This is a genomic window from Streptomyces incarnatus (assembly GCF_001027185.1).
Lineage (GTDB): Bacteria > Actinomycetota > Actinomycetes > Streptomycetales > Streptomycetaceae > Streptomyces > Streptomyces puniciscabiei.
In genome coordinates this window covers 3657479-3678137 of the sequence record NZ_CP011497.1, presented here as the reverse complement: position 1 = coordinate 3678137, position 20659 = coordinate 3657479, and the positions used below count along the sequence as shown (strand labels likewise).

At 70.1% G+C, this 20659-nt stretch carries 15 protein-coding genes; 14 read left to right on the top strand and 1 reads right to left on the bottom strand.

The window, feature by feature from the left end:
• Window positions 1-6 precede the first annotated feature (6 nt).
• The 14 genes from ABB07_RS16340 to recQ all read left to right on the top strand — a co-directional run bounded on the left by ABB07_RS16340 (window position 7) and on the right by recQ (window position 17851).
• The gene (locus tag ABB07_RS16340) at window positions 7-561 is read left to right on the top strand and encodes a NuoB/complex I 20 kDa subunit family protein (RefSeq protein WP_007383964.1); all 555 of its coding nucleotides are present in this window, start codon (window positions 7-9) and stop codon (window positions 559-561) included.
• Complete coding sequence (locus tag ABB07_RS16335; protein ID WP_055703810.1) at window positions 558-1328, top strand: NADH-quinone oxidoreductase subunit C; 771 nt, start codon at window positions 558-560, stop codon at window positions 1326-1328. Before ABB07_RS16340 ends, ABB07_RS16335 begins: the two co-directional genes overlap by 4 nt.
• Entirely contained in the window at window positions 1325-2665 is a 1341-nt protein-coding gene (locus ABB07_RS16330; RefSeq protein WP_208899389.1) for an NADH-quinone oxidoreductase subunit D, read from the top strand. Before ABB07_RS16335 ends, ABB07_RS16330 begins: the two co-directional genes overlap by 4 nt.
• Window positions 2662-3528 carry an NADH-quinone oxidoreductase subunit NuoE gene (nuoE, locus tag ABB07_RS16325; RefSeq protein ID WP_208899388.1) on the top strand — a complete coding sequence of 289 codons (867 nt, stop codon included), beginning with the start codon at window positions 2662-2664 and terminating at the stop codon, window positions 3526-3528. The genes ABB07_RS16330 and nuoE overlap by 4 nt, the downstream gene beginning before the upstream one ends.
• Window positions 3528-4874, top strand: a complete 1347-nt coding sequence (gene nuoF, locus ABB07_RS16320; RefSeq protein ID WP_398001809.1) for an NADH-quinone oxidoreductase subunit NuoF — start codon at window positions 3528-3530, stop codon at window positions 4872-4874. The genes nuoE and nuoF overlap by 1 nt, the downstream gene beginning before the upstream one ends.
• A complete protein-coding gene (locus tag ABB07_RS16315) occupies window positions 4871-7375 on the top strand; it encodes an NADH-quinone oxidoreductase subunit G (protein ID WP_208899386.1) in 2505 nt (834 codons plus the stop codon). Before nuoF ends, ABB07_RS16315 begins: the two co-directional genes overlap by 4 nt.
• Complete coding sequence (gene nuoH / locus ABB07_RS16310) at window positions 7372-8736, top strand: NADH-quinone oxidoreductase subunit NuoH (RefSeq protein WP_208899385.1); 1365 nt, start codon at window positions 7372-7374, stop codon at window positions 8734-8736. Before ABB07_RS16315 ends, nuoH begins: the two co-directional genes overlap by 4 nt.
• On the top strand, window positions 8729-9370 hold the full coding sequence (nuoI, locus tag ABB07_RS16305; protein ID WP_208899384.1) for an NADH-quinone oxidoreductase subunit NuoI: 642 nt from the start codon (window positions 8729-8731) through the stop codon (window positions 9368-9370). Before nuoH ends, nuoI begins: the two co-directional genes overlap by 8 nt.
• A complete protein-coding gene (locus ABB07_RS16300; protein WP_208899383.1) occupies window positions 9367-10209 on the top strand; it encodes an NADH-quinone oxidoreductase subunit J in 843 nt (280 codons plus the stop codon). Before nuoI ends, ABB07_RS16300 begins: the two co-directional genes overlap by 4 nt.
• On the top strand, window positions 10206-10505 hold the full coding sequence (nuoK, locus tag ABB07_RS16295; protein ID WP_023547474.1) for an NADH-quinone oxidoreductase subunit NuoK: 300 nt from the start codon (window positions 10206-10208) through the stop codon (window positions 10503-10505). The genes ABB07_RS16300 and nuoK overlap by 4 nt, the downstream gene beginning before the upstream one ends.
• A 15-nt stretch (window positions 10506-10520) precedes the next feature.
• Entirely contained in the window at window positions 10521-12467 is a 1947-nt protein-coding gene (gene nuoL / locus ABB07_RS16290; RefSeq protein WP_208899382.1) for an NADH-quinone oxidoreductase subunit L, read from the top strand.
• Window positions 12468-12472: 5 nt separating this feature from the next.
• A complete protein-coding gene (locus tag ABB07_RS16285) occupies window positions 12473-14044 on the top strand; it encodes an NADH-quinone oxidoreductase subunit M (protein WP_208899381.1) in 1572 nt (523 codons plus the stop codon).
• Window positions 14041-15690: an NADH-quinone oxidoreductase subunit NuoN gene (gene nuoN / locus ABB07_RS16280; RefSeq protein WP_208899380.1), complete on the top strand. Its 1650-nt coding sequence runs from the start codon at window positions 14041-14043 to the stop codon at window positions 15688-15690. Before ABB07_RS16285 ends, nuoN begins: the two co-directional genes overlap by 4 nt.
• A 181-nt stretch (window positions 15691-15871) precedes the next feature.
• A complete protein-coding gene (gene recQ / locus ABB07_RS16275) occupies window positions 15872-17851 on the top strand; it encodes a DNA helicase RecQ (RefSeq protein WP_208899379.1) in 1980 nt (659 codons plus the stop codon).
• A 40-nt stretch (window positions 17852-17891) separates the two neighbouring features.
• Here the strand turns inward: recQ and ABB07_RS16270 are convergent, their stop codons facing one another.
• Window positions 17892-20657 (bottom strand): fumarate reductase/succinate dehydrogenase flavoprotein subunit, encoded by a 2766-nt coding sequence (locus ABB07_RS16270; RefSeq protein WP_208899378.1) that lies wholly within the window; start codon window positions 20655-20657, stop codon window positions 17892-17894.
• Window positions 20658-20659: the final 2 nt, after the last annotated feature.

Genomic DNA, 20659 nt, shown 5'->3' with positions numbered 1-20659 from the left:
TAGGACATGGGACTCGAAGAAAAGCTGCCGAGCGGCTTCCTGCTGACCACCGTCGAGCAGGCCGCGGGCTGGGTGCGCAAGGCGTCCGTCTTCCCGGCCACCTTCGGCCTCGCCTGCTGCGCCATCGAGATGATGACCACCGGCGCCGGCCGCTACGACCTGGCGCGCTTCGGCATGGAGGTCTTCCGCGGCTCACCGCGCCAGGCCGACCTGATGATCGTCGCCGGCCGGGTCAGCCAGAAGATGGCGCCGGTGCTGCGGCAGGTCTACGACCAGATGCCCAACCCGAAATGGGTGATCTCCATGGGCGTCTGCGCCTCCTCGGGCGGCATGTTCAACAACTACGCGATCGTCCAGGGCGTCGACCACATCGTCCCGGTCGACATCTACCTGCCGGGCTGCCCGCCCCGCCCCGAGATGCTGATGGACGCGATCCTCAAGCTCCACCAGAAGATCCAGTCCTCCAAGCTCGGCGTCAACGCCGAGGAAGCGGCCCGCGAGGCGGAGGAGGCGGCGCTCAAGGCCCTGCCCACGATCGAGATGAAGGGGCTGCTGCGGTGAGCGACGCGAACGGCAACGGCACGGGCGGCGTGAACGGGTCCGCGAACGGGGTGAACCCCGAGAAGGACCTCTCCGCCTCCAACCTCCCCGGCCAGCGCGGCCAGGGTGGCGAGGAGATCCGCGTCCAGCGCGGCATGTTCGGCGCCAACAACGGCGGCGACACTTCCGGCTACGGCGGCCTGGTCCGCTCGGTCCGGCTCCCGGGACCGGCGAGCCGCCCCTACGGCGGCTGGTTCGACGAGGTCGCCGACGAGCTGGAGGGCGCCCTGGAGGAACAGGGGCTCCTCCCCGGCAACGCCATCGAGAAGACGGTCGTCGACCGCGGCGAGCTGACCTTCCACATCGAACGCGAGCACCTGCTCCGCGTCGCCCGCACCCTGCGCGACGACCCGGCCCTGCGCTTCGAGCTCTGCACCGGCGTCAGCGGCGTCCACTACCCGCACGACAAGGGCCGCGAGCTGCACGCCGTCTACCACCTGCGCTCGATCACCCACAACCGGCTGATCCGCCTGGAAGTCAGCGCCCCCGACGCCGACCCGCGCATCCCGTCCCTCGTCTCCGTCTATCCGACGAACGACTGGCACGAGCGCGAGACCTACGACTTCTTCGGAATCGTCTTCGACGGTCACCCGGCCCTGACGCGGATCATGATGCCGGACGACTGGCAGGGCCACCCGCAGCGCAAGGACTACCCCCTCGGCGGCATCCCCGTCGAGTACAAGGGCGCCCAGATCCCGGCTCCGGACCAGCGGAGGTCGTACTCGTGAGCACGCAGTCAGCATCCGCCGCGTCGGCCGCCTCGGCGCGCGAGACCACCGAGGGCACCGTCTACACGGTCACCGGTGGCGACTGGGACGAGGTCGTCCAGTCCGCGACCCGCGCCGACGACGAACGCATCGTCGTCAACATGGGTCCCCAGCACCCCTCCACCCACGGAGTGCTCCGCCTGATCCTGGAGATCGAGGGCGAGACGGTCACCGAGGCCCGCTGCGGCATCGGCTATCTGCACACCGGCATCGAGAAGAACCTCGAGTACCGCACGTGGACGCAGGGCACTACCTTCGTCACGCGCATGGACTACCTGACGTCCTTCTTCAACGAGACCGCCTACTGTCTCGCCGTCGAGAAACTCCTCGGCATCGAGGACGACATCACCGAGCGCGCCAAGATCATCCGGGTGCTCCTGATGGAGCTGAACCGGCTGTCCTCCCACCTGGTGTGCATCGCCACCGGCGGCATGGAGCTCGGCGCCACCACGATCATGATCTACGGATTCCGTGATCGTGAAATGATTCTCGACCTCTACGAGCTCATCACCGGCCTGCGGATGAACCACGCGTACATCCGCCCCGGCGGACTCGCCCAGGACCTGCCGCCCGGCGCGGTGGACCAGATCCGCGAGTTCGTGAAGAAGATGAAGAAGAACCTCCCGGAGTACGACAAGCTCGCCACCGGGAACCCCATCTTCAAGGCCCGCATGCAGGACATCGGCTACCTCGACCTGGCCGGCTGCATGGCCCTCGGCGCCACCGGCCCGATCCTGCGCTCCACCGGCCTGCCCCACGACCTGCGCAAGGCACAGCCGTACTGCGACTACGAGACGTACGACTTCGAGATCCCGACCGCCGACACCTGCGACGCCTACGGCCGCTTCCTGGTCCGCCTGGAGGAGATGCGCCAGTCGCTCGGGATCATCGAGCAGTGCCTGGACCGGCTCCAGCCCGGCCCGGTCATGGTGGCCGACAAGAAGATCGCCTGGCCCGCCCAGCTCGCCCTGGGCCCGGACGGACTCGGCAACTCCCTCGACCACATCAAGAAGATCATGGGCACCTCCATGGAGGCCCTGATCCACCACTTCAAGCTCGTCACCGAGGGCTTCCGCGTCCCGCCGGGACAGGCGTACGCGGCCGTCGAGTCCCCCAAGGGCGAACTCGGTGTGCACGCCGTCTCCGACGGCGGCACCCGCCCCTACCGGGTCCACTTCCGTGACCCGTCCTTCACCAACCTGCAGGCCATGGCGGCGATGTGCGAGGGCGGCCAGGTCGCCGACGTGATCGTCGCCGTCGCGTCCATCGACCCCGTGATGGGAGGCGTCGACCGGTGACCACCTCTTCTTCGGAGCGGGGCGTCAGCCTGGGCATGCCCGAATTGCCCGCGCCCGCCTACCCGGACGACGTCCGGGCCCGGCTGGAGGCGGACGCGCGCGAGGTCATCGCGCGCTACCCGGACTCCCGGTCCGCCCTGCTCCCGCTGCTCCACCTCGTGCAGTCGGAGGAGGGCCATGTCACGCGCACCGGAATGCAGTTCTGCGCGGACATGCTGAACCTCACCACGGCCGAGGTCACCGCCGTCGCCACCTTCTACACCATGTACCGGCGGAGGCCCTCCGGGGACTACCAGGTGGGCGTGTGCACCAACACGCTGTGCGCGGTGATGGGCGGCGACGCGATCTTCGAGACCCTCCAGGAGCACCTGGGCGTCGGCAACGGCGAGACCACCGACGACGGCAAGGTCACCCTGGAGCACATCGAGTGCAACGCGGCCTGCGACTTCGCGCCGGTCGTGATGGTCAACTGGGAGTTCTTCGACAACCAGACCCCCGGCAGCGCCAAGCGCCTGGTCGACGACCTGCGCGCGGGACGGCCCGTACAGCCCACGCGCGGGGCGCGGCTGTGCACGTTCAAGGAGACCGCGCGGATCCTGGCCGGCTTCCCCGACGAGCGGCCCGGGGCCGTCGAGGAGGGCGGCAGTGCGGGACCCGCGTCGCTGGTGGGCCTTCGCCTGGCAAGGGGAGAGGCCGCACCCGCGCGCGTGGTCCATCCGCGCGGAGGCCCGCATGAGGAACCGAGGGACAGGGTGCACGAGCCGTCGCCGGCCGAGCACCTCAGTTCCCATGACGCGCCGCAGGAGACATCGGCCTCCGACCCGGCCCACCCGGCAGGGCCTACCGCCGAGGAGGGGGAGTGATGACCGTGGTACCCGAGGTCAAGGACACGAGCCCCGAGAAGCTGCTCGCACCCGTGCTGTCGGCCTTCTGGGACGAGGACCGGTCCTGGACCATGGACGTCTACCGGAGGCACGAGGGGTACGAGGGGCTCCGCAAGGCGCTCGCCATGTCCCCGGACGACGTGATCGCCTACGTCAAGGAGTCCGGGCTGCGCGGCCGCGGCGGCGCGGGGTTCCCGACCGGAATGAAGTGGCAGTTCATTCCGCAGGGTGATGGAAAACCGCACTATCTAGTTGTCAACGCCGACGAATCGGAGCCCGGGACCTGCAAGGACATCCCGCTCCTCTTCGCGAACCCGCACAGCCTCATCGAGGGCATCGTGATCGCGTGCTATGCCATCAGGTCGTCGCATGCCTTCATCTATCTGCGTGGTGAAGTCGTCCCCGTTCTGCGGCGGTTGCACGAGGCCGTGCGCGAGGCCTACGCGGCGGGCTACCTCGGCGAGAACATCCTGGGCAGCGGGCTCGACCTGCAGCTCACCGTGCACGCGGGCGCCGGCGCGTACATCTGCGGTGAGGAGACCGCACTGCTGGACTCGCTCGAAGGCCGCCGTGGTCAACCGCGGCTCCGTCCCCCCTTCCCTGCGGTGGAAGGCCTCTACGCCTGTCCGACTGTTGTGAACAACGTCGAGTCGATCGCGTCGGTTCCCGCGATCCTGAAAAACGGGAAAGACTGGTTCAGGTCGATGGGCAGCGAGAAGTCCCCGGGCTTCACGCTCTACTCGCTCAGCGGCCACGTCGCCAGCCCCGGCCAGTACGAGGCCCCGCTCGGCATCACCCTCCGCCAGCTCCTCGACATGAGCGGCGGCATGCGGCCCGGCCACCGGCTGAAGTTCTGGACGCCGGGCGGCTCCTCGACGCCGATGTTCACCGACGAACACCTCGACGTCCCCCTGGACTACGAGGGCGTCGGCGCCGCCGGTTCGATGCTCGGCACCAAGGCCCTGCAGTGCTTCGACGAGACGACCTGCGTGGTGCGGGCGGTGACCCGCTGGACCGAGTTCTACGCCCACGAGTCCTGCGGCAAGTGCACGCCCTGCCGGGAAGGGACGTACTGGCTGGTGCAGTTGCTGCGGGACATCGAGGCGGGCAAGGGCGTCATGTCCGACCTCGACAAGCTGAACGACATCGCCGACAACATCAACGGCAAGTCCTTCTGCGCCCTCGGCGACGGCGCCGCGTCCCCGATCTTCTCCTCGCTGAAGTACTTCCGTGAGGAGTACGAGCAGCACATCACGGGCCGGGGCTGCCCCTTCGACCCGGCCAAGTCGACGGCCTGGGCGGACCGCCCGGAGGTGAACGCATGACCGTGACCACCAGTGCTCCCGCCGGTGGGGGAGAGGCGGCGGTCCCGCCGGAAGACCTCGTCACGCTGACGATCGACGGCATCGAGATCAGCGTGCCCAAGGGCACCCTCGTCATCCGGGCCGCCGAGCAGCTCGGCATCGAGATCCCCCGGTTCTGCGACCACCCCCTCCTGGACCCCGCCGGTGCATGCCGTCAGTGCATCGTCGAGGTCGAGGGCCAGCGCAAGCCGATGGCGTCCTGCACCATCACCTGCACCGACGGCATGGTGGTGAAGACCCAGCTGACCTCGCCGGTCGCCGAGAAGGCCCAGCACGGTGTGATGGAGCTGCTGCTCATCAACCACCCGCTGGACTGCCCGGTCTGCGACAAGGGCGGAGAGTGCCCGTTGCAGAACCAGGCGATGTCGCACGGCAACGCCGAGTCCCGCTTCGACGGCAAGAAGCGGACGTACGAGAAGCCGGTACCGATCTCCACACAGGTGCTGCTCGACCGCGAGCGGTGCGTGCTGTGCGCCCGCTGCACCCGGTTCTCCAACCAGATCGCGGGCGACCCGATGATCGAGCTGATCGAGCGGGGCGCGCTCCAGCAGGTCGGCACCGGCGAGGGCGAGCCGTTCGAGTCGTACTTCTCGGGCAACACCATCCAGATCTGCCCGGTCGGCGCGCTCACCTCGGCGGCCTACCGCTTCCGCTCCCGCCCCTTCGACCTCGTCTCCTCGCCGTCCGTCTGCGAACACTGCGCCGGCGGCTGCGCCACCCGCACCGACCACCGGCGCGGCAAGGTCATGCGGCGGCTCGCCGAGAACGACCCCGAGGTCAACGAGGAGTGGATCTGCGACAAGGGGCGCTTCGCGTTCCGGTACGCACAGCTCAAGGACCGCCTCGACACCCCGCTCGTCCGTAACGCCGACGGCGTCCTGGAGGCCGCCTCCTGGCCGGAAGCCCTGGAGGCGGCCGCGCGGGGCCTGACCGCCGCCCGCTCCCGGGCCGGCGTCCTCATCGGCGGCCGGCTGACCGTCGAGGACGCCTACGCGTACAGCAAGTTCGCGCGCGTGGCGCTCGACACGAACGACATCGACTTCCGCGCGCGCGTGCACAGCGGCGAGGAGGCCGACTTCCTGGCCGCCCGGGTGGCGGGCCGCGGCCGCGACCTCGACGGTACGGGCGTCACGTACACCTCCCTGGAGAAGGCGCCCGCCGTCCTGCTGGTCGGCTTCGAGTCGGAGGAGGAGGCGCCCGGCGTCTTCCTGCGGCTGCGCAAGGCCTGGCGCAAGCACAAGCAGAAGGTGTTCGCGCTGGCCACGCACGCGACCCGGGGCCTTGAGAAGGCGGGCGGCACCCTGCTGCCGGCCGCACCCGGCACCGAGACCGAGTGGCTGGACGCCCTGGCGAGCGGCGTCGGCCTGGAGGAGCCCGGCACACGGGCTGCGGAGGCCCTCCGCACCGAGGGCGCGGTCATCGTCGTCGGTGAGCGGCTTGCCACGGTCACGGGCGGGCTCACCGCCGCCGTACGCGCCGCCGCCGCGACCGGCGCGCAGCTGGTGTGGATCCCGCGCCGGGCCGGTGAGCGCGGCGCCGTCGAAGTGGGCGCGCTGCCCTCGCTGCTGCCGGGCGGCCGTCCCGCGACCGACCCGCGCGCGCGGGAGGAGGTCGCCGCCGCCTGGGGGCTCGCCGAACTCCCGCTGCGCTACGGCCGCGACACCCACCACATCGTCGAGGCCGCGGCCACCGGCGAACTGTCGGCACTCGTGGTCGCCGGGGTGGAGGTCGCCGACCTGCCCGACCCGGCACGCGCGCGTGAAGCACTCGACAGCGTCGGCTTCCTGGTGTCGCTGGAGCTGCGGCCCAGCGAGGTCACCGAGCACGCCGACGTCGTCCTGCCGGTCGCCGCGGTCGCCGAGAAGGCGGGCACCTTCCTCAACTGGGAAGGCAGGGTGCGGTTCTTCGAGGCCGCCCTCAAGCCCGACCAGATGACCCGCCGCCTGGCCCCCACGGACGCGCGCGTGCTGCAGATGCTCGCCGATGCCATGGACGTCCACCTGGGCCTGCCGGATCTGCGCACCACGCGCGCGGAGATCGACCGGCTCGGCCCCTGGGACGGCCCGCGCGCCTCCGATCCCCAGGAGTCCGCGGGTGCGCTGCCCCGCCCGGCCGCCGGGGAGGCCGTACTCGCCGGGCACCGGCTGCTGCTCGACCAGGGCGTCCTCCAGGCGGGCGACGAGGCGCTCGCCGGCACCCGGCATGCCGCACACGCGCGCGTGTCCGCCGCGACCGCCGCCGAGGCAGGCGTCAAGGACGGCGAAGTCCTTGCCGTCACCGGTCCCTCCGGCACCGCCGGACTCCCGCTGCGGATCACCGAGATGCCCGACCGGGTGGTCTGGCTCCCGTTGAACTCCGTCGGCGCGGGCGTCGCCTCCGACACCGGCGCACAGCCCGGTTCCCTCGTCCGCATCGGCCCGGCGGCACCCGCCGAACAGGCCCCCAAGGAGGTGGAGGCATGAGCCCGTACCTCGCCGCTGAAGACCTCTCGATGTTCGGCCGCGACCCCTGGTGGCTGGTCGTCGTCAAGGCCGTCTTCTGCTTCGCCTTCCTGATGGTGACCGTGCTGTTCTCCATCGTCTGGGAGCGCAAGGTCGTCGCCTGGATGCAGCTGCGCATCGGCCCGAACCGGCACGGCCCCTGGGGCATGCTCCAGTCGCTCGCCGACGGCGTGAAGCTGATGCTCAAGGAAGACATCATCGTCAAACGCGCCGACAAGGTGGTCTACGTCCTGGCCCCGATCGTCGCGGCCATCCCGGCCTTCATGGCGATCGCGGTGATCCCCTTCGGGCCGGCCGACAACGAGATCTCGATCTTCGGTCACCGCACGACGATGCAGCTGACCGACCTGCCGATCGCGATGCTCTACATCCTCGCGGTCGCCTCCGTCGGCATCTACGGCATCGTCCTGGCGGGTTGGAGTTCCGGATCCACCTACCCGTTGCTCGGCGGCCTGCGTTCCTGCGCGCAGATGATCTCCTACGAGATCGCGATGGGCGCCGCGTTCGCCTCCGTGTTCCTGTACTCGGGGTCGATGTCGACATCCACGATCGTGGCCCAGCAGCACGACCGCTGGTACATCCTGCTGCTGCCGGTCTCGTTCATCCTCTACATCGTCACGATGGTCGGCGAGACCAACCGCGCCCCCTTCGACATGCCGGAGTCCGAGGGCGACCTGGTCGGCGGCTTCAACACCGAGTACTCGTCCATCAAGTTCGCGATGTTCATGCTCGCCGAGTACGTGAACATGGTGACTGTGTCGGCCGTGTCGACCACGCTGTTCCTCGGCGGCTGGCGCGCCCCCTGGCCGATCAGTTCCTTCTGGCAGGGCGCCAACCACGGCTGGTGGCCGCTGCTCTGGTTCGTGATCAAGGTGCAGCTGCTGCTGTTCTTCTTCATCTGGCTGCGCGGCACGCTCCCCCGCGTCCGCTACGACCAGCTGATGAAGCTCGGCTGGAAGGTCCTCATCCCGGTCTCCGTGACCTGGCTGATGCTGGTGGCGACCGTACGGGCCCTGCGCAACGAGCACTACGACTTCGCCGACATCGCCCTGTACGTGGGCGGCGCAGTTCTCGCCCTGCTGCTGATCTCCTTCGTCGCCGACATGTTCCGGGAGAAGGCCAAGGCCCCCGAGCAGCCCGCCGCCGAGCAGGCCGGATTCGACGCGATGGCGGGCGGATTCCCCGTACCGCCGCTGCCCGGACAGGAGCTGCCGCCGGTGCCCAGGCGCCGCCCGCGCCGCGAGCGGGAGCTGATTGTCAGTGGCGGGTCGGACACTGTCAGTGATGGATCTACGGATGGAAAGGAGGCGTCCGATGGCTGAGGAGCCCAAGGAGACCAAGCCCGGTTTCCTGAACCCCGTGGCCGGCTTCGGCGTGACCTTCAAGGCCATGTTCAAGAAGCGGCTGACCGAGCAGTACCCGGAGCAGAAGAAGACCACGGCTCCGCGGTTCCACGGACGGCACCAGCTCAACCGCCATCCGGACGGCCTGGAGAAGTGCGTCGGCTGTGAGCTGTGCGCCTGGGCCTGCCCCGCCGACGCCATCTACGTGGAGGGCGCCGACAACACCGACGAGGAGCGCTACTCGCCGGGCGAGCGGTACGGCCGCGTCTACCAGATCAACTACGCCCGCTGCATCCTGTGCGGCCTGTGCATCGAGGCGTGCCCCACGCGCGCGCTGACGATGACCAACGAGTTCGAACTGGCCGACTCCAGCCGCGCCAACCTCATCTACACCAAGGAACAACTCCTCGCCGGCCTCGAAGAGGGCATGGTCGACACGCCGCACGCGATCTTCCCGGGGACCGACGAACAGGACTACTACCGGGGCCTGGTGACACAGGCCGCCCCCGGCACGGTCCGCCAGGTCGCCCTGTCCAAGGGCGAGGTCCCGCAGGAGGCCGCGTCCACCTTCGGCGAGGACGAGCCGGCCTCGGAGAAGGTGATCGGCCGATGACCGCACAGCTCGCCGCCTACACCACCTCCACCGGTGAGGCCTTCCAGTTCTGGGTCCTCGGCACCGTCGCGGTGATCGGCGCCCTGTGCACCGTCCTCATGAAGAAGGCCGTGCACAGCGCGCTCTGCCTCGCCGGGACCATGATCGTCCTGGCGGTGTTCTACCTCGCCAACGGCGCCTACTTCCTGGGCGTCGTACAGATCGTCGTCTACACCGGCGCGATCATGATGCTGTTCCTGTTCGTGGTGATGCTCGTCGGCGTCACGGCCGCGGACTCGCTCAGGGAGACCATCAAGGGCCAGCGCTGGCTGGCCCTTCTGTGCGGGGCCGGCTTCGGCATCCTGCTCTTCGCCGGCATCGGGAACGCCTCCCTGAAGGAGTTCGCCGGCATCGGCCAGGCGAACGTGAACGGCAATGTGGAGGGCCTCGCGTCCCTCATCTTCACCAAGTACGTCTTCGCCTTCGAAATCACCGGCGCCCTGCTGATCACGGCGGCCGTCGGCGCCATGGTGCTCACCCACCGCGAGCGCACCGAGCGTGCCAAGACCCAGCGCGAGCTGTCCGAACAGCGGGTCCGTGAGGGCACGCACGTGCCGCCGCTGCCCGCCCCCGGTGTCTACGCCCGGCACAACGCCGTCGACATCGCGGGCCTCCTCCCCGACGGCACCCCTTCCGAGCTGACCGTCAGCAAGACGCTGCGCGAGCGCGGCCAGATCCGTGACGTGTCGGCGGAGGCCCTCAACGACCTGCGGGCGCTGGAGCAGCGCGCGGAGGAGCGTCTGGAGCGCAAGGCGATCGAACCGGCGACGTTCAAGCGGCCCGAGGAGGCGTCGAAGTGAACCCGGTCAACTACCTCTACCTCGCCGCCCTGCTGTTCACGATCGGCGCCACCGGCGTACTGATCCGCCGCAACGCCATCGTGGTCTTCATGTGCATCGAGCTGATGCTGAACGCCTGCAACCTCGCGTTCGTCACCTTCTCCCGGATGCACGGCAACCTCGACGGCCAGATCATCGCCTTCTTCACGATGGTCGTCGCCGCCGCGGAGGTCGTGGTGGGCCTCGCGATCATCGTGTCGCTGTTCCGTACCCGCCACTCGGCCTCGGTCGACGACGCCAGCCTGATGAAGCTGTAAGGGGTCGGAAGAATCGTGGAGAACCTGATCGCGCTGCTCATCGCGGCGCCCCTGCTCGGAGCGGCCGTCCTTCTGGTCGGCGGCCGGCGGCTCGACGCCGTCGGCCACTGGATCGGCACGCTGCTCTCGTTCGTCTCCTTCGCCATCGGCCTCGTCCTCTTCGCCGATCTGCTCGGCAAGGCCGCCGATCACCGGACCTTGATGCAGCACCTGTTCAGCTGGGTCCCGGTGGCCGGCTTCCAGGCGGACGTCACCTTCCGCCTGGACCAGCTGTCGATGACGTTCGTCCTGCTCATCACGGGCGTCGGCTCGCTGATCCACCTGTACTCGGTCGGGTACATGGAGCACGACGAGCGGCGCCGCCGCTTCTTCGGCTACCTGAACCTGTTCCTCGCGGCCATGCTGCTGCTCGTCCTCGCCGACAACTACCTGCTGCTGTACGTCGGCTGGGAGGGCGTCGGCCTCGCCTCGTACCTCCTGATCGGCTTCTGGCAGCACAAGCCCAGCGCCGCGACGGCGGCGAAGAAGGCCTTCCTGGTGAACCGCGTCGGCGACATGGGTCTGTCGATCGCGATCATGCTGATGTTCACCACCTTCGGCACCTTCGCCTTCGGCCCGGTCCTCAGCCACACCGGCGACACCTCCGAGGGCAAGCTCACCGCGATCGGCCTGATGCTGCTCCTCGCCGCCTGCGGCAAGTCCGCCCAGGTGCCGCTGCAGTCCTGGCTCGGTGACGCCATGGAGGGCCCCACCCCGGTCTCGGCCCTGATCCACGCCGCCACGATGGTGACCGCGGGCGTCTATCTGATCGTCCGTTCCGGAGCCGTCTTCAACGCGGCCCCCGACGCCCAGCTGGCCGTCACCGTCGTAGGCGCCGTCACGCTCCTGTTCGGTGCGATCGTCGGTTGCGCGAAGGACGACATCAAGAAGGCGCTGGCCGGCTCGACCATGTCGCAGATCGGCTACATGGTGCTCGCCGCGGGCCTCGGCCCCATCGGCTACGTCTTCGCGATCATGCACCTGGTGACGCACGGCTTCTTCAAGGCCGGGCTGTTCCTCGGCGCGGGCTCGGTCATGCACGGCATGAACGACGAGGTCGACATGCGCCGCTACGGCGGCCTGCGGAAGTACATGCCGATCACGTTCATCACCTTCGGGCTCGGCTACCTGGCGATCATCGGCTTCCCGTTCCTGTCCGGCTTCTACTCCAAGGACAAGATCATCGAGGCGGCCTTCGCCAAGGGCGGCACGGAGGGCTGGATCCTCGGCGGCGCGGCCCTGCTTGGCGCGGCCATCACGGCGTTCTACATGACCCGCGTGATGCTGATGACGTTCTTCGGAGAAGAACGCTGGCGCGACGCCCCGACCCCGTCCCCCGCCGAACCGAGCGTGGAGCCCGCCGCCGAGACGCGCGGCGAGCACGCCGTGCCGCACCCGCACGAGTCGCCCAAGGTCATGACGATCCCCATGATCGTGCTGGCCGTGGGATCGGTGGCCGGCGGCTTCTTCTTCAACCTCGGCGACCGCTTCCTGCACTGGCTCGAGCCGGTCACCGGGCACAGCGAGGGCCACTCCCCGGTCAGCACTTGGACCGTCACCGGAGCCACCCTGGTCTGCCTGGTCGTCGGCGTGGGCATCGCCTGGGGCCAGTACGGCCGCAAACCCGTCCCCGCCGTCGCCCCGCGCGGCTCGCTGCTCACCCGCGCGGCCCGCCGCGACCTGCTCCAGGACGACTTCAACCATGTGGTCCTGGTGCGTGGCGGCGAGCACCTGACGCGCTCCCTGGTCTACGTCGACCACACCCTGGTCGACGGCGTCGTCAACGGCACGGCGGCCGGCTTCGGCGGCCTGTCCGGACGGCTCCGCCGGATCCAGAACGGCTTCGCCCGCTCCTATGCGGTCTCGATGTTCGGCGGTGCGGCACTCCTGGTCGCCGCGACCCTGCTGATGAGGGCGGTCTGATACCGATGTCCTTTCCTCTGCTGACAGCGACGGCGGTGCTCCCGGCCGTGGGAGCCGTCGCCACGGCCGCCGTACCGGCCGCGCGGCGCACCGCCGCCAAATGGCTGGCGCTGCTCGTCTCGCTCGCCACGCTCGCCCTGGCGATCACCGTCCTGGTCCGTTTCGACCCGAACGGCGCCCGCTACCAGCTCACCGAGTCCCGCGCCTGGATCGAGAACTTCGGCGTGAGATACGAACTGGGCGTCGACGGCATCGCGGTGGCACTGATCGCGCTGACCGCCGTACTGATCCCGTTCATCATCCTCGCGGGCTGGCACGACGCGGACCCACTGGAGACGGGCAGCCGCCGCTGGCGGCCCACCCAGGGCTTCTTCGCGCTGATCCTCGCCGTCGAGGCGATGGTGCTCATCTCCTTCGAGTCCACCGACGTCTTTGTCTTCTACATCTTCTTCGAAGCCATGCTCATCCCGATGTACTTCCTCATCGGCGGTTTCGGGGACCGCGCCCACGCGCAGGGCGAGAAGGCGGCGTCGACGCAGCGGTCGTACGCGGCGGTGAAGTTCCTGCTCTACAACCTGGTCGGCGGTCTGATCATGCTGGCCGCGGTGATCGGCCTCTACGTGGTGGCCGGAAACTTCAGCCTGCAGGAGATCGCGCAGGCCCGCGCGAACGGCTCGCTGCACATGGCGACGAGCACGGAACGCTGGCTGTTCCTGGGCTTCTTCTTCGCCTTCGCGGTGAAGGCCCCGCTGTGGCCGCTGCACACCTGGCTGCCCAACGCGATGCAGGAGGCCACCGCACCGGTCGCCGTCCTCATCACCGCGGTCGTCGACAAGGTGGGCACCTTCGCGATGCTCCGCTTCTGCCTCCAGCTCTTCCCCCAGGCCAGCACATGGGCGACGCCCGTCATCCTCGTCCTGGCGCTCATCAGCATCGTCTACGGCGCACTGCTCGCCGTCGGCCAGCGGGACATCAAGCGCCTGGTCGCCTACGCGTCGATCTCGCACTTCGGCTTCATCATCATGGGCATCTTCGCGATGACCAGCCAGGGCCAGTCCGGCGCGACGCTCTACATGGTCAACCACGGCATCTCCACCGCCGCGCTGATGCTGGTCGCCGGCTTCCTGATCTCCCGGCGCGGCTCGCGGCTCATCGCCGACTACGGAGGCGTGCAGAAGGTCGCCCCGGTGCTCGCCGGCACCTTCCTGATCGGCGGCCTCGCCACCCTCTCGCTGCCCGGCCTCGCCCCGTTCGTGAGCGAGTTCCTGGTCCTGGTCGGCACGTTCACGCGCTACCCGGCGATCGGCATCATCGCCACCTTCGGCATCGTCCTCGCCGCGCTCTACACCCTGGTCCTGTACCAGCGGACGATGACGGGCCCGGTGAAGCCCGAGGTCTCGGCGATGCCCGACCTGCGCGTGCGTGAACTCGTGGTCGTCGCCCCGCTGATCGTGCTGCTGATCTTCCTCGGCGTCTACCCGAAGCCCGTCACGGACATCGTCAATCCGGCGGTCAAGCAGACCATGTCCGACGTCCACAAGACCGACCCCAAGCCCTCGGTGGAGGCGGCCAAGTGAGCACAACAGTCGTCCACAGCCTGTGGACAACCGCGGCCGACCCGATCGCGAAGATCCCGGCACCGAAGATCGAATACGGACAATTGTCGCCGACGCTGATCGTCGTCGGTGCGGCACTGGTCGGCGTGCTGATCGAGGCGTTCGTCCCGCGCAAGTCCCGCTACTACGCCCAGGTGTTCGTGTCCGTCGTAGCCCTCTGCGCCGCGTTCGCCGCGGTGGTCGCGCTGGCCGCCGACGGCTACGGCACCACCAAGGCGCACATCGCGGCCATGGGGGCGATCGCGGTCGACGGACCCTCCCTGTTCCTGCAGGGCACGATCCTGCTGGCCGGACTCGTCGGCCTGTTCACCTTCGCCGAGCGGCGCCTCGACCCGGCCGCGCACGGCAACCGCGTCGACTCCTTCGCCGCGCAGGCCGCCTCCGTACCCGGCAGCGACAGCGAGAAGGCCGCGGTGAAAGCCGGCTTCACCACCACCGAGGCCTTCCCGCTGCTGCTCTTCGCGATCGCCGGCATGCTGGTGTTCCCCTCGGCCAACGACCTGCTGACGCTGTTCGTCGCCCTGGAGGTCTTCTCCCTGCCGCTGTACCTGCTGTGCGCGCTGGCCCGCCGCAAGCGGCTGATGTCGCAGGAAGCCGCGGTCAAGTACTTCCTGCTCGGCGCGTTCGCCTCGGCGTTCACGCTGTTCGGCATCGCCCTGCTGTACGGCTACGCGGGCTCGGTGTCGTACGCGCGCATCGCCCAGGTCGTCGACGGCACGGTCACCAACGTCGATCCGGCGCTCGCCAACACCATGGGCAACGACGCGCTGCTGCTGCTCGGCAGCGCCCTGATCGTGATGGGCCTGCTGTTCAAGGTGGGTGCGGTGCCGTTCCACATGTGGACGCCGGACGTCTACCAGGGCGCGCCGACCCCGGTGACCGGCTTCATGGCGGCGGCGACGAAGGTGGCCGCGTTCGGCGCGCTGCTGCGGCTGCTGTACGTCGTTCTGCCCGGGATGCGCTGGGACTGGCGGCCGGTCATGTGGGCGGTGGCGATCATCACCATGCTCGGCGGTGCGATCATCGCGATCACGCAGACCGACATCAAGCGGCTGCTGGCGTACTCGTCCATCGCGCACGCCGGATTCATCCTCGCGGGTGTCATCGCCACGTCGAAGGACGGCGTCTCGTCCGTGCTCTTCTACCTGGCCGGCTACTCGTTCGTGACGATCGGCGCCTTCGCGGTGGTCACGCTGGTCCGCGACGCGGGCGGCGAGGCGACCCACCTGTCCAAGTGGGCGGGGCTCGGCCGGCGCTCCCCGCTGGTGGCGGCGGTCTTCGCGGTGTTCCTGCTGGCCTTCGCCGGCATCCCGCTGACCTCCGGCTTCGCCGGGAAGTTCGCCGTGTTCAAGGCGGCGGCGGACGGTGGCGCGGCGCCGCTGGTCGTCGTCGGTGTGATCTCCTCGGCGATCGCCGCGTTCTTCTACATCCGCGTGATCGTGCTGATGTTCTTCAGCGAACCGAAGCCGGAGGGCCCCACCGTGGCCGTCCCCTCCCCGCTGACCATGGCGGCGATCGCCGTCGGCGTCGCGGTGACGCTGGTGCTCGGTGTGGCCCCGCAGTACTTCCTGGACCTGGCGAGCCAGGCCGGAGTGTTCGTGCGCTGACGCTCCACCCTGCCCGTGCCGCTGCCCGGCACCGCCCGTTCGGGAGGGGCCGGGCAACGGCACGTTTCCATGATCACCGGGCCGGGTGCCTGTGGATAACTCCGAGGCTGTCGGTCCGGACCCCTATCGTGGAGGCAGCGGTCGAGAGACGACACACGGGGGACCGACGGGGGACAGGACGATGGGTGCGACGGGCGGGATCAGCGAGATGCCACAGGTGACCGAGGGGCCGGGCGCGGCCGACAGCGAGGCGCTGGCCACGCTGCACCGGGTCTTCGGGTACGACGCCTTCCGAGGTGAGCAGCAAGCGGTCATCGAGCATGTGGTGGCGGGCGGCGACGCCGTCGTCCTCATGCCCACCGGCGGCGGAAAGTCGCTCTGCTACCAGATCCCGGCCCTGGTCAGACCGGGGACGGGCGTGGTGATCTCGCCGCTGATCGCGCTCATGCAGGACCAGGTGGACGCCCTGCGCGCCCTCGGCGTGCGCGCCGGCTTCGTCAACTCCACGCAGGACTTCGACGAGCGGCGCGTGGTCGAGGCCGAGTTCCTGGCCGGCGAGCTGGACCTGCTCTACCTGGCGCCGGAGCGGCTGCGCCTGGAGGGCACGCTCGACCTGCTCTCGCGCGGCAAGATCTCCGTCTTCGCGATCGACGAGGCGCACTGTGTGTCCCAGTGGGGCCACGACTTCCGCCCGGACTACCTGACTCTGTCCCTCCTCGGCGAGCGCTGGCCGGACGTCCCGCGGATCGCCCTCACCGCCACGGCCACCCGCGCCACCCACCAGGAGATCACCCAGCGGCTGAACCTGCCGGCGGCCCGCCACTTCGTGGCCAGCTTCGACCGGCCCAACATCCAGTACCGGATCGTGCCCAAGGCCGACCCCAGGAAGCAGTTGCTCGCCTTCCTGCGCGAGGAGCACCCGGGCGACGCCGGCATCGTCTACTGCCTGTCGCGCAACTCGGTGGAGCGGACGGCGGAGTTCCTGACCGCCAACGGCGTCGATGCGGTGCCGTACCACGCGGGCCTGGACGCGAGCATGCGCGCCGCCCACCAGGCCCGGTTCCTGCGTGAGGACGGCCTGGTGGTGGTGGCGACCATCGCCTTCGGCATGGGCATCGACAAGCCGGACGTACGGTTCGTCGCCCACCTGGACCTGCCCAAGTCCATCGAGGGCTACTACCAGGAGACCGGCCGCGCGGGCCGCGACGGGCTGCCGTCCACGGCCTGGATGGCATACGGCCTGAACGACGTCATACAGCAGCGCAAACTGATCCAGTCCGGCGAGGGTGACGAGGCGTTCCGCCGCCGGGCCACGGCCCACCTCGACGCCATGCTCGCGCTGTGCGAGACGGCCCGCTGCCGCCGCGGCCAGCTGCTCGCCTACTTCGGCCAGGACCCCGACGCGGCGGGCTGCGGCAACTGCGACACCTGCCTCACCCCGCCGGAGACCTGGGACGGCACGATCGCGGCGCAGAAGGTGCTGTCCACGGTCGTCCGCCTGCAGCGGGAGCGCGGGCAGAAGTTCGGCGCCGTGCAGATCGTCGACATCCTGCTCGGCAAGCGCACCGGCAAGGTGATCCAGTTCGACCACGACCAGCTGTCCGTCTTCGGCATCGGGCAGGACCTCAGCGAGGGCGAGTGGCGGGGCGTCATCCGGCAGCTGCTGGCGCAGGGGCTGCTCGCGGTCGAGGGGGAGTACGGCACTCTGGTGCTCACCGAGGGAAGCGGCTCCGTGCTGCGGAGCGAGCGGGAGGTGCCGCTGCGCAAGGAGCCGAAGAAGCCGGCCGCCTCCCGGTCCCGGTCGTCCGGCGGCGACCGCAAGACCAAGGCCGCCGTGGCCGAACTGCCCGAAGAGCTCCTGCCCGCCTTCGAGGCGCTGCGTGCCTGGCGTGCCGACCAGGCCCGCGAGCAGGGCGTACCGGCGTACGTCATCTTCCACGACGCCACCCTGCGGGAGATCGTCACCCGCAGGCCCGGTTCGGTCCGTGAGCTCGGCACGGTGAGCGGCGTCGGCGAGAAGAAGCTGGCGACGTACGGGGAGGGCGTGCTGGCCGTGCTCGCCGCCCTGGACGGCCCGGCCCCGGCCCCGGCCGCAGGCGACGCACAGGACGCCGACTGGCCGGAGCCGGACGTGGAGCCCGAACCGGACGACTGGATATAGCGGGCGGGCGGGTTCGGGGTGATGCGCGGAAGCGCCGCCGTCACAGCCCCCGAGCCGCGTAGGCCCTGACGTCCGCGTCCGAGTCGGCGGTGGCCGTCGCGAGGGCCGCGCGTGCCTCCTCGGTGGCCCGGTGCCGGGTCAGGGACAGCACCGCCGCCTTGCGCACATCGGCGTTGGTGTCGGCCAGCGCCTTGGCCAGGGCGGCGACGGCGATCTCGGAGGACGCGGCGGACAGCGCGGTGGCGGCGCCGGAGCGGACCTGCCAGGCCGGGTGGGACAGTGCGGCGACGGCACGGTCGGCCAGCGGGCCCGGGCAGCCGGTGCCGGCCAGCGCGCCGTACGCGGCCCCGCGCACCAGGGGATCGCTGTCCTCGGTGAGCCGGTCCAGGGCGGCGGTCAGCAGCTCCCGGTCGGCCGCGGTCAGGGACACCGAGCCGACGGCGGCCAGGGCCTTGGCCACGGTGACCCGGACCTCCCGTGAGGGATCGTCCGCGGCACCCGCGAGCGGCCGGACAGCGTCGACGGAGACGAGCGCTCGTACGGCCTCGGTGCGCACGGTGATGTCGGGGTCGTCCAGCGCCGCCGCGAACACCCCGGCCTCGCCGAGCCGCAGGGCGCGCAGCACATCGAGGGCGGCGGCGCGGACCACCGGGTCGGCCGCGGCGAGGGCACCGGTGAGAGCGGTGCCCAGGGCGGGTTCGGGCGGCAGGGTCTCGACGAGTTCGCGCAGCGAGGCAGCGGCGGCGGCGCGCACCCCGGCATCGGGATCGGACAGGGCACCGGCCAGGGCCTGCCCGGTGCCGGATGGCACGGTCTCGGTCAGGACCGAGACGGCCGTACGGCGCACGGCGGGGTCCGGGTCGGCCAAGTAGGGCTCGACCAGCACGAGTTCGGGTTCCGCATCGGCCAGCTCCAGCAGTTCCAGCAGCCGAGGGGAGGCACTGCCCGGCGCGTCGGCCCGGTCGGCGGAAACGGTGGCAGGCGCGGACGTCCGTCCGCCTGCGACCGGAGCCACCTCGCGCGGCCCCGCCGTGGCCACGTGCTCGGGGCGGACCTCGCCCAGCTTCCGGGAGGGACCGCCGACCGGCGCGAACTCCTCGACCGGGACCAGATACGGAGCCACGGGACGGGCCGTGAACTCCATCGCACCAGAGGGGGACTTGTGCAGATCGAGATGGCGGAACCAGGAGACGTCGTCGCGACCGGGGTGGTCGAGACGGTCGTGGTAGAGGCCCCAGCGGGACTCGGTGCGGGCGAGAGAAGCGCGGGCGGCCATCTCGGCGCAGTCCCGGATGAAGGTGACCTCGGCGCAGCGCATCAGCTCGTGCGGCGTGCGGGCACCCATGGCGGCGATGTCGGCGTGCATCCGCTCGAAGGCCTCCAGGGCGAGGGAGAGCCGGGCGCCGGACTTCGGCGGTGCCACGTAGTCGTTCACGAAACGGCGCAGCTTGTACTCGACCTGGGTCTGCGGCGGGCCGTCGGGGTTGCGCAGCGGGCGGTAGATCAGCTCGTGCGCCTCACGCACCTGATCCGCGGGAAGTTCACCCTCGTACGCGGTGTACTGGGCGGCGTCCGCACCCGCGAGGTCGCCGAAGACGAACGCGCCGATCATGTAGTTGTGCGGGACGCAGGCGAGGTCACCGGCGGCGTACAGGCGGGGGACGGTGGTGCGGGCGTGGTCGTCGACGCGGACGCCGGAGGCGGAGTGGCCGCCGCACAGGCCGATCTCGGAGATGTGCATCTCGACGTCGTGGGTGCGGTAGTCGTGCCCGCGGCCGGCGTGGAAGGTGCCTCGGGTGGGCCGTTCGGTGGAGTGCAGGATCGACTCCAGTGCGGAGATCGACTCCTCCGGGAGGTGGCTGAGCTTGAGGTAGACCGGGCCGCGGTCGCTGGCGATCTCGGCGGCGAACTCGGCCATCATCTGCCCCGACCAGTAGTCGGAGTCGACGAACCGCTCACCGTGCCGGTTGACCTGGTAGCCGCCGAAGGGGTTGGCGACGTAGGCACAGGCCGGGCCGTTGTAGTCCTTGATCAGCGGGTTGATCTGGAAGCACTCGATGCCGGTCAGCTCGGCGCCGGCGTGGTAGGCCATGGCGTAACCGTCCCCGGCGTTGGTGGGGTTCTCGTAGGTGCCGTACAGGTAGCCGGAGGCGGGCAGGCCGAGCCGGCCGCAGGCGCCGGTGGCGAGGATGACGGCGCCGGCGCGGACGGTGACGAAGGCGCCGGTGCGGGTGTTGAATCCGGCGGCGCCCACGGCCCGCCCGTCGGCGGTCAGGACCCGGACCGGCATCACCCGGTTCTCGATCCGGATGCGCTCCCGCATCTCGCGCCGCCGGAGCTGCCGGTACAGGACCTTTTTGACGTCCTTGCCCTCTGGCATGGGCAGTACGTACGAGCCGGAGCGATGCACCTGGCGCACCGCGTACTCACCGTGCTCGTCCTTCTCGAACTTGACGCCGTACGACTCCAGCCGCTGCACCATCGCGAAACCGCGGGTGGCGGTCTGGCGGACGGTGGACTGGTCGACGATGCCGTCGTTGGCGCGGGTGATCTCGGCGACATAGTCGTCGGGTTCGGCGCGGCCGGGGATGACCGCGTTGTTGACGCCGTCCATGCCCATGGCGAGCGCGCCGGAGTGACGGACGTGGGCCTTCTCCAGCAGCAGGACGTTCGCGCCGCGCTCGGCGGCGGTCAGGGCGGCCATGGTGCCGGCGGTGCCGCCGCCGATGACGAGGACGTCGCAGGTCAGTTCATCGGCGTCGGCGACGGCGGGAATCTCCGGGGAAGTGGTGGCGGGGGTGGTCACCG

Coding starts and splice junctions, on each gene's coding strand:
- ABB07_RS16285 (WP_208899381.1), top strand. CDS start 12,473: ATGTCCTTTCCTCTGCTGACAGCGACGGCGGTGCTCCCGGCCGTGGGA.
- nuoI (WP_208899384.1), top strand. CDS start 8,729: ATGGCTGAGGAGCCCAAGGAGACCAAGCCCGGTTTCCTGAACCCCGTG.
- recQ (WP_208899379.1), top strand. CDS start 15,872: ATGGGTGCGACGGGCGGGATCAGCGAGATGCCACAGGTGACCGAGGGG.
- ABB07_RS16315 (WP_208899386.1), top strand. CDS start 4,871: ATGACCGTGACCACCAGTGCTCCCGCCGGTGGGGGAGAGGCGGCGGTC.
- ABB07_RS16300 (WP_208899383.1), top strand. CDS start 9,367: ATGACCGCACAGCTCGCCGCCTACACCACCTCCACCGGTGAGGCCTTC.
- ABB07_RS16340 (WP_007383964.1), top strand. CDS start 7: ATGGGACTCGAAGAAAAGCTGCCGAGCGGCTTCCTGCTGACCACCGTC.
- nuoH (WP_208899385.1), top strand. CDS start 7,372: ATGAGCCCGTACCTCGCCGCTGAAGACCTCTCGATGTTCGGCCGCGAC.
- nuoF (WP_398001809.1), top strand. CDS start 3,528: ATGACCGTGGTACCCGAGGTCAAGGACACGAGCCCCGAGAAGCTGCTC.